Origin of the sequence: Sorangium sp. So ce321 (assembly GCF_051530195.1) — a bacterium.
In the GTDB taxonomy this organism is placed as follows: domain Bacteria; phylum Myxococcota_A; class Polyangia; order Polyangiales; family Polyangiaceae; genus Sorangium.
On the sequence record NZ_CP150329.1, the window covers coordinates 7,529,695 to 7,543,149 of the forward strand.

The following is a 13,455-nucleotide window of genomic DNA, read 5'->3' on the forward strand; positions in this document are numbered from 1 at the left end:
CGGAGCAAGAGATAGAGGCGCCGGGCGCGGCGGTCAGAGGTGCTCGGCGAGGTACTCCACGACGGCGCGGCTCGAGTACTGGCTCGCGACAGGCGACCGGTAGCCGTGCCGCTCCCCCGGGAACACGATCATGTCGAACCGCTTGTCCGCGGCCATGAGCGCCTCGATCATCTTCGCTGTGTGCGCGAAGTGCACGTTCTCATCCATGAGCCCGTGCAGGAGGAGCAGCTTGCCGCGCAGGTTGCCCGCGTGCTTCGAGAGATCGGTCGCCTCGTACCGCGACGCCTCCCTGTCGAGGAGCCCCATGTACCGCTCCGTGTAGCCCGTGTCGTAGAGCCGATCGTCGGTCGCCGGCGAGCCCGCGACGCCCACGTGGAAGCGGTCCGGCGCCTTGAGGAGCGCCGTCAGCGCCATCCTCCCGCCGTAGCTGTGGCCGTAGATGCCGACGCGGCCCGGGTCGACGAACGGCAGCGTCTTCAGGAAATCGAGCCCCGCGATCTGGTCGGCGAGCTCGACCTCGCCGAGGCGCCCGTAGATGGGCGCCTCGAACGCGCGCCCGCGGTTCGCCGAGCCGCGGTTGTCGAGCTGGAAGACGACCACCCCGCGATCCGCCAGGTGATTCCAGAGCAGGAGCGGCGACCACGAGTTGAAGACCGTCTGGACGCCGGGCCCGCCGTACACGCTCACCAGGACCGGGTAGCGGCGGCCGGGCTCGATCGTCCGCGGCGCGAGCAGCGCGCCGTAGAGCGTGTCGCCGCTCTCGGCGCGCACCTTCACGATCTCGGGGGCGCGCAGCCCGAGGCCGGCGAGCTCCGGATCCACGGGCGCCGGCAGCGCGCCGAGCTCGGCGTTGCCGGCGCCCCGCACCGCGCCCTTCCACGGGACGCCCAGCGCCGAGTGGATGTCCACGTAGCCCGGCCCCCTCGGGTCCACCGTGACGAAGTGCACCCCGGGCTCCGACGTGAGCCGCTTCACCTCGCCGCCCGCGAGGGGCACCGTGTAGAGGTGCCGCTCGGTCGGGCCGTCCTTCGTGGCCACGAAGCGCGCCTCGCCGCGCTCCTCGTCCGGCGGCGCGAGGTCGGTGACGTCCCAGTCGCCCGCGGTCAGCTTCGCGAGCTCCGCGCCCGAGTCCGCGTCGCGCAGCGCGATGTGCGTGTGCCCGCTTTCGGCGGTCGCCCAGAGGAACCGCGGCGAGCGCTCGAGCAGCCGCATCTTCGCGAAGTCCACCCAGGTAGGCGACGTCTCGGTCACGATCTCGGCGGCCGCGCCCGTGCGCGGGCTCGCGCGGAGCAGCGCGAGGCGCTTCTGGTCGCGCGACAGCGTCTGGAACCAGAGCGCCTTGCCGCCCTCGGCCCACGCGAACCGGCCGAGGTACCGCTCCTCCTCACCGCCCTTCCACTGCACCCAGGTCGTCTTCCTCGTCGCGAGGTCGAGGATCCCCGCCCTGACGCGGGGGTTCTTCCCGCCGACGCGCGGGTAGCGCAGCATCATCAGGTCTTCCTGGCCGCCGCGGACGCCGAGGACAGGCACCTTCGCGACGTCGCGCTCGTCGACCTCGAGGTAGGCCACCCTGTCGCAGGTGGGCGAGATCCAGAAGCCGCTCGGCTCGTCGAACTCCTCCTGGCCGTTGAAGTCGCTCTGGCCGCGCGACACCCCTTCGGGCGCCCCCCGGGTCAGCGCCGTCTCGCGGCGCGAGGCGACGTCGATCATGAACAGCTCGCGCCCGCGGACGAACACGACGCGCTCGCCGCCGTCGCACACCTTCGGGTCGATCTCCGGCTCTGGCGTGTCGGTGAGCCGCGCGATCGCGCCCGCCTTGTCGCGCAGGAAGAGGTCACCGCCGAACGGGATGAGCATGACCCCCGCCCGCTTGGCCCACGCGTAGGCCGTGATCCCCCTCGAGAACATGCGCTGTCGCTCGCGGCGGAGCTCCTCCTCCCGCGAGAGCGGCCTCGACTCCTTCAGCAGGTCGCCCGACGCGACGAGCTGCCGCACGCCGCGCGACGCGACGTCGAAGGCGAACAGCGCCTGCTCCGGCCCGTCCGGCTGCCGCTGGAGGTAGGTGACCAGCTTGCCGTCCGGCGAGTGCTGGATCGCCCTGGGGAGCTTCGCGCCGAGCGGCGGCTGCCGGCCGAGGTGCGCGTACGTGATCCGGCTCGCCTCCGGCCCGGCGATCGCCGTCTTGCCCGGCGCGCCGCCCGCCTTCGGCGCGGCGCCGCCCCCGCCCGGCTGGTCGCCGGCGCGCGCGGCCGGCGCGCCCGCCCGCACCGGCGGCGAGCCGGCCGGCGGGGCGCAGCTGGCCGCGGCGAGGGCCAGCGACGCGAGCGACAACCACGTCGCGGCGCGCGACAACGACGTTGCGGTGAGCGGGCTTCGCATGGCCGCGATCTCGCCTGTCGCCGCGGCAATGTCAAACCGCGCCGCGCGCCGCGCGCCCGCGGTGCGTGACGCGCCTCAACCGGCTCCGGCGAGCAACCGCTCGATCTCGTGCATCGTCTCGACGTCATCGCCGACCATCGCCTTCATCGACTGGATCCTGCGGCACACGATCGCGGCGATCTTCTCTTCGACGGTATCGTCGGCGTACGCCCAGTAGACCTGCGCAAACCGTCCATCGCGGTGACAGCGGCCCTCGATCTGCGCCATCTGGATCGCCGACCACCGCAGATCGTGGATCACCTCCGAGCGCGGCACCTCGTTGTGCTCGCCTTGGTGGAGCGAGATCCCTTCTTCCACGGTGAAGAGCACGACGCGCGGCTCGCCGCGCTGGAAGCGGAGGCGCTCGGCCTCCTTCTCGCCGGCCGGCATCGCGCCGTGGATCAGCGCGCAAGGGACGCGCTCGCTGGCCAGCGCGGCCTGCACGGCCTCGAGCGTCTCCATGAAGGCGACCGAGACCGCGACCTGATGCCCGTTGTCGAGCAGCTCGCGCACGAGCTCCACGGTGCCCGCCACGCGGATGAGCGAGCTCTTCTGCCGCAGGCGCAGCGTCGCGGCGAGCGCCGACCTCGGGTTCGCGCCCTTCGGCACGAGCTCCATCTCCCGGCGGAACGCGGTCCACGCCTGCGCGTAGAGCTCGCGCGCGGAGGCGTCGAGCTCGAGGGGGGTGAGGATGCGGTTGATCTCGGGCCAGCCGGCCACGTCCTCCGGGCGGCGCCGCATCCCCGCCGCGGGACGGCCGTCGAACAGGAGGGCACGCACCTTCTCGCAGTCCGCCGGATCGCCGCGCCAGTCCCACTTGCCGAACGCGCCGCGCGCGACGCCGAGCCCCTGGTCGACGCACCACTGCTCGAAGTCCTTCAGATCCGCGGAGCGGCTCCCGGTCGCGCTCGCCAGGAGCGGCGCCAGATACGACAGCTCCAGCGGGTTCTGCCCCGCGGTGGCCGAGAGCCACAGCACGAACCCAGCGCGCGCGTTGAGCTTGACCGCGAGCTTGGAGCGCGCCGCCGCCGGGTTCTTGCAGCGGTGGCTCTCGTCCCAGATGACCACGTCGAACTCCGCGGCGCTGCCCGCGCGCGCGAGGCCCTTCTTCGACCGGATCTTTCGCCGCGCCTCCGGGGTCACCTCGAAGAGCTTGCCGAGCCGATCATAATTGATGATCACGATCTCTTTGCCGGCGTCGCCCATCGCCTGAACCGTGCGGCGCCAGTGAGCGACGACGGCGAGCGGGCAGACGATCAGCACCGTCGTGGCGTCCGGCATCCCGAGGACCGCTGCCCAGGCGGTGATCGTCTTGCCGAGCCCGACGTCGTCGGCGAGGAGGAACCCGGCGCGCCTCTCGGCCTTCGCGGCGGCGATGGCCCGCACGCCGTCCCGCTGGTGCGGGCGGAGGACGATCGCCCCGGCGGGGGCGGCCGGCGCGGGCGCGGGGTCGTCGTTGAGCTCGTGCTCGACGCGTCGCTCCCACGAGTACGGCGCGGCGCGGAACGGCGCGAGGGCCGGCGGGAGCGCCTCTGCGCGAACCACGAACACGCCGTGCGCCGCGTCCCAGCGCGCGCCGCTCGCGGACGCGACCGCGCGCAACGCGAACGGGACGTCGAGCACGTGGGCTCGCTCCGGCGCCGCGCGCGGAGCAGGGACCGCGGGAGCGGCCGCGCTGGGGGCTCTGCGAGGGGCCGAGACGGTTCGCTTGGCGCGCATCATCGTCATGACGGCCCTGATACCAGCGCTGCCGCGCGCTCGCGCAGGAATCGTCGCCTGGCGAGGGTGGCGCCGTGCTCGCGCGCCTCGAGGCGCGTCGCCCCGGTGCGCTTCACGGCGATCGCGATCCGCCGCGCCCCGCGGCGTCTCCCGCTCTGGCGAAGCTCAGCTCGCGATCCGCCGCAGCACGATGACCGGCCGGCCCGCCTCGCGGGAGCGCTCCAGATCCACCTTGCAGTCGAGCATCCAGTCGTTGTCGTCCTCCGGATCGGCGATGATCTGCTCCACCACCCACGAGCCGCCGTCCTCGGCCGGGTGGATGACCGTGTTGCTCGGGCTCCGCGCCGCCGGGTCGGTGCGGATCGCGCTGTGCTCCGCGTAGAAGCCGCGGAGCACCTCGTCCAGCTTCTCCGCCGTCCAGGGGGCCTCCTCGCCCTCGACCATCTCGGCGGCCACCTCGTAGTCGCGGCGGGACAGCGCGCGCAGGAAGAAGAACAGCTCGTTCCGGACGAGCACCGTGAAGTCCTTCGCGTTGCGCGTGATGTCGAACGCGCCCGGCTCCACGGCCCCGCCCGGGGCCCCGGCGCGCGGCTGGTACGACGGGTCGCGCAGCTTCTCCCACTCGTCGAGCAGGCTCGAGTCCACGCCGCGGATGAGCGCCCGGAAATAGGCGATCATGTCGTTCGTGTCGCTGTCCTTCGCGTAGTCGGGGACCGTCTGGACGAGCGCCTTGTACACCTCGGAGACGTACCTGAGCAGCAGCCCCTCCGCCCGCTCCAGGTTGTACTCGCGGATGAACTCGCCGAACGACAGGTACTGCTCGTACATCTCGCGCGCGACGCCCTTCGGCCGGATGTTCTCCTGCCCGACCCACGGGTGCCGCCGCGCGTAGTCGTTGAACGTGCCGTAGATGAACTCCGCGTTCGGCTTCGGATACTCGAGCTTCTCGAGCTCCTCCATCCGCTGCTCGTACTCCACGCCTGCCGCCTTGAGCTCCCCGAGCTTCTCGGTCTTCAGGCGATCGAGCTGCTTCTGCAGGATGAGATCGGGGTTCTCGAGGATGGACTCCACCAGCGTCAGGAGATCCAGCGGATACGTGCCGCTCTCGGGATCCAGCTTGCCCACCGTCTCGAGCACGTAGAGCGAGAGCGCGTGGTTCAGCGAGAAATCCTCCTGGAGGTCCGCGTTGATGCGGATGCGCTTGCCCGGCCCGTCTTCCTTCGGGACGAACTCGATGATGCGCGCCTCCACGAGGGAGCGGAACAGGAGCATCGCTGTCCTGCCGTGCTGGCGCCGGACCGCGGGCCGGTCATGGGTGCTGCGGATGAGCCGCTTCAGCGCCAGACACCCGCCCTCCTCGCGCCCGAGCACGTTGACCAGCATCCCGTGCGTGACCTGGAACCGCGACACGAGCGGCTCGGGCGGCGACTGGATCAGCCGCTCGAACGTCTGCCGGTCCCACGCCACATACCCCTTCTCCGGCGGCTTCTTCCTGACGATCTTCCGCTTCTTGGCCGGGTCGTTCCCCGCCTTCGCCTCGAGCCGCATGTTCTCGATGACGTGCTCCGGCGCCTGCGCCACCACGCTCCCCTGCGTGTCGAAGCCCTTCCTGCCCGCGCGGCCGCTGATCTGCTGGAAGTCGCGCACGCTCAGGATCGCCGTCTTCTCGCCGTCGAACTTGCAGAGCTTCGTGAACAGCACGGTGCGGATCGGGATGTTGACCCCGACGCCCAGCGTGTCCGTGCCGCAGATGATCTTGAGGTGCCCCTGCTGCGCCAGCTTCTCGACCAGCAGCCGGTACTTCGGCAGGAGCCCCGCGTGGTGGAGCCCGATGCCGTGCTTGACGAAGCGCTGCACCTCGCGGCCGTAGGGGCTCGAGAACTTCACCCCGGCGAGGGCGGCGGTGATCGCGCGCTTCTCCTCCTTGGTGCAGTAGTCCTGGCTCATCAGGTTCTGCGCCTCCTCGGCGCAGGCCCGCTGCGTGAAGCTCACGATGTAGATCGGCGCCTTGCCGGTCTTCACGAGGGTCGCCACGGTCTCGTGGAGCGGCGTCTCGCGGTACTCGTAGTCGAGCGGCACCGGGCGCACGGTCGACTTGATCACGGCGGTCTGCTCGCCGGTGAGCCGCGTGATCTCCTCCTGGAAGAACTCGGTCCCTCCGAGCGTGGCGCTCATGAGCAGGAACCTCGCCTGCGGCAGCGTGAGCAGCGGGATCTGCCACGCCGCCCCGCGATCGCGGTCCGAGTAGTAGTGGAACTCGTCCATGATCACGTAGTCGCAGAGCGCCTTGTCGCCCTCGCGGAGCGCGATGTTCGAGAGGATCTCCGCGGTGCAGCAGATGATCGGCGCGTCGCGGTTCACCGACGCGTCGCCCGTCAACATGCCCACGTTCTCGGGGCCGAAGTCGTTGCACAGCGAGAAGAACTTCTCGCTGACGAGCGCCTTGATCGGGCACGTGTAGTAGGACTTCATCCCCTCGGCCATCGCCTTGAAGTGCATGGCCGCCGCGACGAGCGACTTGCCCGAGCCGGTCGGGGTGTTGAGGATCACGTTCTTGCCGCCGAAGATCTCGAGGATCGCCTCCTCCTGCGCCGGGTAGAGCTCGAGTCCCCGCTCGGCGACGTAGTCGAGGAAGCCGTTCAGGAGGTCGTCGGCGGTGAAGTCGTGGGGCGACGGCGGGAGGCGAGCGAAGAGCGGTGCGGCGGCGAGGTCCATGGTGGCTGGCGGACGCCCTCCGGGGGCGCCCCTTGCAGAAGCCTGGTTCCGGGGAAAAATGCAAGCAAACTCCTCGATGTCCCGGCCGGATGCCCGCGACCCGGCGCGGCTCCGGACGGAACCGACTCCAGGGACAACCAACGCGGAGACGACGACGGAGACGGAGACGGAGAGCCGAGCGGCGGGCGGAGCGAGGGCCTGATCCGGCCGCCATGCGATCCGCACCCTCGCGCGATCGTGATAGCGTGACCGGACGAAACACGGGGGGCACCGCGCGCACACGTCCGTGGGGGGCACGTGGGCGGCTGGCGGCCGGAAACTCGGGACGGGCGGGGATGGCGGAGATCGCGGGAGATCCAACCTGGGCGGCGCGCGCACCGGGCAGGGGGAGCGCGCAGATCGACGCGTCTAGCGGGCGGCTCGTGCGCGCCAGCGGCGCCCTCTGCCGGCTGCTGGGCTACGCCGAGGGCGAGCTGCTGCAAAGGAGGCTACCGGACCTGGCGCTGCCGGAGGACCGGCCTTCCGCGATGGCCGCATGGCGCGCGCAGCTCGAGGACGGCGCGGAGGAGCTCACGCTCGAGATGCGCTGTCGCTGCAAGCAGGGCGGCGTCCGCCGGCTCCGGCTGACGGGCGTCTTCGTCCGCGACGCTTCCGAGCGGCCTTGTCGGGCGGTGGTGTTCGTCGAGGACATCACCGTCCCTGGGCGCGGCGATGGGCAGACGGGGCAGGCGCTCGCGGCGGAGCGGGCATTGCCGGAGGCGGAGCGGGCGTTGCCGGCGAGCGAGGCCAGGCTGCGGAGCGTCTTCTACAGCAACCTGGCCCCGATGGCGTTCTGGATGCCTGACGGCCGCATCATCGAGGCGAACGACGCCTATCTGCGGCTCGTGGGCCGGACGCGGGAGGAGCTCACGGCCGGCCTGGTCCGCTGGGATTCCGAGGTGTTGCCGGAGGAGCAACCCGAAGACGACCGCGCCCGGGCGGAGCTGCTATTGAGCGGGTGGACGTTCACGCCCTTCGAGAGGACGTATGCGCTGCCCGACGGCACCCGGATCAAGATGCTGGTGAGCGGCTGTCTGCTGCCCGGGGGGCGGTTCGAGGACGGCGGCTTCGTGCTGGCGCTCGACATGACGCCGCTCCGGCGGACCGAGGAGGCATTCCGCCGGAGCGAGCGGATCTTCCATACCATCGGGGAATCCATCGATTATGGCGTCTGGATCGCCGACCCCGAGGGCCGGAACCTCTATGCAAGCCAGGCGTTCCTCCGGATGGCGGGGATGACCCAGGAGCAGTGCTCGGGGTACGGGTGGATCGACACGCTCCACCCCGACGACCGGCACAAGGTGGCGAGCCTCGATCGGCGCTGGCGGACGGGTGAGCCGTTCGAGGAAGAGCTCCGCTACCTCGGCGCCGATGGCGCCGCCCACCCCACCCTCAACCGGTGTGTGCCGGTCCGCGACGCGCGGGGCGAGATCACCTCCTGGATCGGCCTCTGCCTGGACATCAGCCGCCAGAAGCGCACGGAGGAGGCGCTGCGCGAGAGCGAGCGCCAGCTCAGCGCCGCGCTCAAGGACGCCCAGCGGGTGCTCGCCGAGCGCGAGCGCCTCGAGGACGAGCTCCGCCGGCGCGAGCGGCAGCTCGCGTCGCTGATGGCGAACTTGCCCGACGTGATCTTCCGGCTCGACAGGGAGATGCGGTGCCTGTTCGTGACCGCCTCCGTCGAGGCGATGACGGGGATGCGGCCCGAGCACTACCTCGGCAGGACGGGCGCCGAGACCGGGCTCCCGAAGGACATGTGCGACGCCAGCGAGGCCGCGTGCCGCGAGGCGAGCGCGACGGGGAAGCAGCAGCGGATCGAGTTCGCCATGGGCGAGCGGCGGTACCGGACGCGCTACATCCCCGAGCTCGAGCCGGACGGCTCGGTCGAGTCGTTCCTGGGGATCTGCGAGGACGTCACCGCGGAGCGCGAGGCCGAGGAGGAGCGCCAGAAGCTGCTCGAGAGCGAGCGCGCCGCCCGCGACGAGGCGGAGCGCGTGAGCCGGGTCAAGGACGACTTCGTCGCGACGCTCTCGCACGAGCTGCGCTCGCCGATCAACGCCATCCTGGGCTGGGCGCGCATCCTGCGGAGCCGGACGCAGGAGCCACAGACGCTCGCGCGGGGGCTCGAGGTCATCGAGCGCAACGCGCGGCTCCAGTCCGACATGGTCTCCGAGCTGCTCGACATGAGCCGGATCGTCTCGGGGAAGCTGCGGCTCGACGTCCTGCCGGTCGACCTGCCGGTGGTCATCCAGAGCGCGATCGAGTCGATCAAGCTCGCGGCCGAGGCCAAGGGGATCGCGCTCGCCTCGAGCGTCGACCCCGAGGCGAGCGCGCTGCGGGGCGATCCCGCCCGGATCCAGCAGGTCGTCTGGAACCTCCTGTCGAACGCCGTGAAGTTCACGCCGGCGGGCGGGCGGATCGACATCGCGCTGCGGCGCGCGGGCGCGTTCGCCGAGGTGTCGGTGACCGACACGGGCGCCGGCATCGCCTCGCAGTTCCTCCCGCACCTGTTCGAGCGCTTCCGGCAGGCGGACGCGTCCTCGACGAGGATGTACGGCGGGCTCGGCATCGGGCTCTCGATCGTGAAGCACCTGGTCGAGCTGCACGGCGGCACGGTGGAGGTCGCGAGCGGGGGCGAGGGCCAGGGGGCCACGTTCACGGTGCGGCTGCCGCTCGCCGGCGTCTCGCCGGAGGCGCGCAGCGCGACGGAGCCGCCCGGCGAGGCGCGCGCCGAGGCGCTGTCCGACTACCCGGGCGCGGATCTCACGGGCGTGCGGGTGCTCGTGGTCGACGACCAGCCCGACGCGCGCGAGGTGGCGCAGCGCGTGCTCGAGGAGTGCGGGGCGAGCGTCACGACGGCGGAGTCGGCGGCCGAGGCGCTGGCCGCGCTGGCGCGGGAGCGGCCCGACGTCCTCGTGAGCGACCTCGGGATGCCGGGCGAGGACGGGTTCCAGCTCATCCGCAAGGTGCGGGGCCTCGGCGCCGAGCGCGGCGGGGCGAAGCCGGCCGTCGCGCTCAGCGCGCTGGCGCGGGCCGAGGACAAGGCGCGGGCGCTCGGCGCAGGGTACCAGGCGCACGTCGCCAAGCCGCTGGACCCGGCGGTGCTCGTCGGGGTGATCGCGGCGCTCGTCAGGGGGCGTACGGGGGGATGAGAGGCGGTTGTTCCGGGGAGGAGTCAACGTTCTCCAGGGACAGCCCTGGCGAACAGATCAAGGACCCCGCCCGGGCTGTCATGCCACCCGCACCTTCCATGATCGTGATAACGTGACTGGACGACACAGGGGACGCCGCGCCCACGCGTCCAGGCGCACATGAGCGGGCTGGCGGCCGGAAGACCGGGGGGAGAGCGATGGGTGAGTCCACCGGACAGCCAGCCTGGGCGACGCGATCATACGGGCCGGGAAGCGCGCAGCTCGACGCGTCGAGCGGGCGGCTCCTGCGCGTCAGCAGCTCGCTCTGCCGGCTGCTGGGCTACTCGGAGAGCGAGTTGCTGCAAAGGAGGCTGCCGGACCTCGCGCTCCCGGAAGACCGGACCAGCGCGCGGGCCACGTGGCGCTCCCTGTTCGAGGGCGACACGGACGAGATCACCTTGGAGATGCGGTGTGCCCACAAGGACGGCAGCGCCCGCCTGGTCCGAATAACAGGCACCTCCGTCCGCGAAGCCCGGGAGCAGCCCTATCGTGTGGCGGTGTTCGTCGAGGACGTCACCGAGCTGGACCGCGCGGAAAGGCGAGCGCTCGCGGCGGAGCGGGCGCTGGCGGAGAGCGAGACCAGGGCGAAGACCGTCTTCTATAGTGACATCGCGCCGATGTCGTACTGGAAGCCCGACGGCCGCATCACCGAGGCGAACGACGCTTATCTCCAGCTCGTCGGTTACACGCAGGAGGAGCTCAGGGCCGGGCTGGTCCGCTGGGACGACCTCACGCTGCCCGAGGAGCGCGGCGGCGATGACCGGGCGATGGCGGAGCTCGCATCCGGCCAGCGGAGGTGTACCCCGTACAAGAAGGAGTACGTGCGGCGCGACGGCACGCGGGTGCCGGTGCTGCTCAGCGGCTGCCTGCTGCCGGGAGGGCGGAGCGAGGACGGCGGCGTCGCGCTCGCGCTCGACATCACGGAGCTCCGGCGGGCGGAGGAGGCGCTGCGCGAGAGCGAGCGCCAGCTCCGCGCCGCGCTCGGCGAGGCGCGGCAGGCCCTCGCGGAGCGCGAGCGCCTGGAGGCCGAGCTCCGCCGGAGCGAGCGGCAGCTCGCGTCGCTGATAGCGAACTCGCCCGACGCGATCTACCGCCTGGACCTCGACCTGCGCTGCATGTTCATGTCGGCCACCTCGACGACGGTCATCGGGCTCCCGCCGGAGCACTGCGTCGGCAAGACGCCCCGCGAGAACGGGTTCCCACCCGACGTGTCCGAGGCGGGTGAGGCCGCGTGCCGCGAGGCGGTCGCGACCGGCAAGCCGCAGCGGATGGAGTTCAGCGTCGGCGAGCGGAGATACCGCGCCCGCATCATCCCCGAGCTCGGGCCTGACGGCGCGGTGGAGTCGTTCCTGGGGATCTGCGAGGACGTCACCACGGAGCGGCTGGCCGAGGAGGAGCGGCAGAAGCTGCTCGAGAGCGAGCGCGCGGCCCGCGACGAGGCGGAGCGCGTCAGCCGGGTCAAGGACGACTTCGTCGCCACGCTCTCTCACGAGCTGCGCGCGCCCATCAACGCCATCCTGGGCTGGGCGCGCATCCTGCGCAGCCGGGCCCCCGACGCCCAGGCCCTCGCCCGCGGGCTCGAGGTCATAGAGCGCAACGCGCGGCTCCAGGCCGACATGGTCTCGGAGCTGCTCGACATGAGCCGCATCATCTCGGGAAAGATGCGGCTCGACGTCCAGCGGGTCGACCTGCCCGTGGTCATCCAGAGCGCCATCGAGTCGATCAAGCTCGCGGCCGAGGTCAAGGGGCTCACCGTGGCCTCGAGCGTCGACCCCGAGGCGATCTCGCTCAAGGGCGACCCTGCCCGCCTCCAGCAGGTCGTGTGGAACCTGCTGTCGAACGCCGCGAAGTTCACGCCCTCAGGCGGGCGCATCGACATCGCGCTGCGGCGCGACGGCGCCTTCGCCGAGGTGTCGGTGACCGACACAGGCGCCGGCATCGCCCCGCAGTTCCTCCCCTACGTGTTCGAGCGCTTCCGGCAAGCCGACGCGTCCTCGACGAGGAAGTACGGCGGGCTCGGCATCGGGTTATCCATTGTGAAGCACCTGGTCGAGCTGCACGGCGGCACGGTGGAGGTCGCGAGCCCGGGCGAGGGCCAGGGCACGGCGTTCACGGTGAGGCTGCCGCTCGCGGGCGTGTCGCAGCAGGAGCCCGACGCGGCCCAGCGGCCCGGCGCGGCGCGCGCCGAGGCGCTGGCCGACTGCCCGGCCGCCGAGCTCACCGGCGTGCGGGTGCTGGTCGTCGACGACCAGCCCGATGCGCGCGAGGTGGCGCAGCGCGTACTCGAGGAGTGCGGGGCGAGCGTCACGACGGCGGAGTCGGCGGCCGAGGCGCTGGCCGCGCTGGAGCGGGAGCGGCCCGACGTCCTCGTGAGCGACCTCGGGATGCCGTGCGAGGACGGCTTCCAGCTCATCCGTAGGGTGCGGGGCCTCGACCCGGCGCGCGGCGGGGCGACGCCGGCCGTCGCGCTCAGCGCGCTGGCGCGGGCCGAGGACAAGGCGCGGGCGCTCGGCGCAGGGTACCAGGCGCACGTCGCCAAGCCGCTGGACCCGGCGGTGCTCGTCGGGGTGATCGCGGCGCTCGTCAGGGGGCGTACGGGGGGATGAGAGGCGGTTGTTCCGGGGAAGATCTTTGGATAGGTAAAGGCCTTTACATCATCGCCGACAGCGCAGTTCCGGGCGAGATCGCGAGCAGTCCATGGTCCAGCAGATTTCCGTGAAAGAGCTCTTCCTGAAGCTGAAGGCGGGTGAGCCCGTGTACCTCCTCGACGTGCGCACGCCCGCCGAGCACGAGACCGCGGCGCTGCCTGGCAGCACGCTGATCCCGTTGAACGAGCTCACGGAGCGCGCGGACGAGGTCGCGCCCGGGGAGGGGGCGCTGATCGTCGCGTACTGCCATCACGGCGTCCGGAGCCTGTCGGCGGCCGCGATCCTCGAGAAGCTCGGCCACGAGCGCGTCGCCTCGCTCCAGGGCGGCATCGACGCGTGGTCGATCCACATCGACGAGAGCGTCCCGCGGTACTGAGGTGTGACGGGGGCGCGCCTCAGTTGAGGACGGCTCCGCCGAGCCGGAAGTAGAGCCGCCGGCCCGCGCCGCACGCGACGCAGACGACCTGCGCGACGCGGAGCCGCGCCCCTTCGAGCGTCTCGGCCGTGTGGTCCTGCACGCGGAGGGCGCCGCGGCAGCGCGGGCACGGGACCGATCGCGCGGCCACCTCGACCTGCGACGGGGAGTCGAGCGCGATGGCGCGCCCCGGGGTGTGGCCCGGCTCGAGGAGCGCGAGCCGCTCGAGGTCGCGGGTGAGCTTCTCCGCGTCGCGATCGCCTGCGCGCCGGGCGGCGCGGGCCGAGAGCTTCTTCTTCGCCATGCGCCGGTC

7 protein-coding genes are annotated in these 13,455 nt (G+C 71.9%); 3 read left to right on the forward strand and 4 right to left on the reverse strand.

Annotated elements, in window-relative coordinates; translation table 11 throughout:
- Nucleotides 1-33: 33 nt before the first annotated feature.
- The 3 genes from WME89_RS27675 to WME89_RS27685 all read right to left on the reverse strand — a co-directional run bounded on the left by WME89_RS27675 (nt 34) and on the right by WME89_RS27685 (nt 6,852).
- On the reverse strand, nt 34-2,379 hold the full coding sequence (locus tag WME89_RS27675) for an alpha/beta fold hydrolase (protein WP_438002712.1): 2,346 nt from the start codon (nt 2,377-2,379) through the stop codon (nt 34-36).
- A gap of 75 nt (nt 2,380-2,454) precedes the next feature.
- Entirely contained in the window at nt 2,455-4,041 is a 1,587-nt protein-coding gene (locus WME89_RS27680) for an SNF2-related protein (protein WP_438002713.1), read from the reverse strand.
- Nucleotides 4,042-4,302: 261 nt separating this feature from the next.
- A complete protein-coding gene (locus WME89_RS27685) occupies nt 4,303-6,852 on the reverse strand; it encodes a DEAD/DEAH box helicase (protein ID WP_438002714.1) in 2,550 nt (849 codons plus the stop codon).
- 335 nt (nt 6,853-7,187) lie between these two features.
- Between WME89_RS27685 and WME89_RS27690 the strand changes: the two genes are divergently transcribed.
- From WME89_RS27690 to WME89_RS27700, 3 genes are all read left to right on the forward strand, one after another.
- A complete protein-coding gene (locus WME89_RS27690) occupies nt 7,188-10,040 on the forward strand; it encodes a PAS domain S-box protein (RefSeq protein WP_438002715.1) in 2,853 nt (950 codons plus the stop codon).
- A gap of 197 nt (nt 10,041-10,237) precedes the next feature.
- A complete protein-coding gene (locus tag WME89_RS27695) occupies nt 10,238-12,685 on the forward strand; it encodes a PAS domain S-box protein (RefSeq protein WP_438002716.1) in 2,448 nt (815 codons plus the stop codon).
- A 91-nt stretch (nt 12,686-12,776) separates the two neighbouring features.
- Nucleotides 12,777-13,103 carry a rhodanese-like domain-containing protein gene (locus WME89_RS27700; protein ID WP_436619448.1) on the forward strand — a complete coding sequence of 109 codons (327 nt, stop codon included), beginning with the start codon at nt 12,777-12,779 and terminating at the stop codon, nt 13,101-13,103.
- Nucleotides 13,104-13,122: 19 nt separating this feature from the next.
- On the opposite strand, the gene WME89_RS27705 is transcribed toward WME89_RS27700, so the two are convergent.
- Nucleotides 13,123-13,446, reverse strand: coding sequence for a hypothetical protein (locus WME89_RS27705; RefSeq protein WP_437301938.1), 324 nt, complete (start codon nt 13,444-13,446; stop codon nt 13,123-13,125).
- Nucleotides 13,447-13,455 lie beyond the last annotated feature (9 nt).

What these genes read in the sequence shown, in the direction of transcription:
- WME89_RS27685 (WP_438002714.1), bottom strand. Translation starts at nt 6,852, where the DNA reads ATGGACCTCGCCGCCGCACCGCTCTTCGCTCGCCTCCCGCCGTCGCCC.
- WME89_RS27695 (WP_438002716.1), top strand. Translation starts at nt 10,238, where the DNA reads ATGGGTGAGTCCACCGGACAGCCAGCCTGGGCGACGCGATCATACGGG.
- WME89_RS27700 (WP_436619448.1), top strand. Translation starts at nt 12,777, where the DNA reads ATGGTCCAGCAGATTTCCGTGAAAGAGCTCTTCCTGAAGCTGAAGGCG.
- WME89_RS27690 (WP_438002715.1), top strand. Translation starts at nt 7,188, where the DNA reads ATGGCGGAGATCGCGGGAGATCCAACCTGGGCGGCGCGCGCACCGGGC.
- WME89_RS27705 (WP_437301938.1), bottom strand. Translation starts at nt 13,446, where the DNA reads ATGGCGAAGAAGAAGCTCTCGGCCCGCGCCGCCCGGCGCGCAGGCGAT.
- WME89_RS27675 (WP_438002712.1), bottom strand. Translation starts at nt 2,379, where the DNA reads ATGCGAAGCCCGCTCACCGCAACGTCGTTGTCGCGCGCCGCGACGTGG.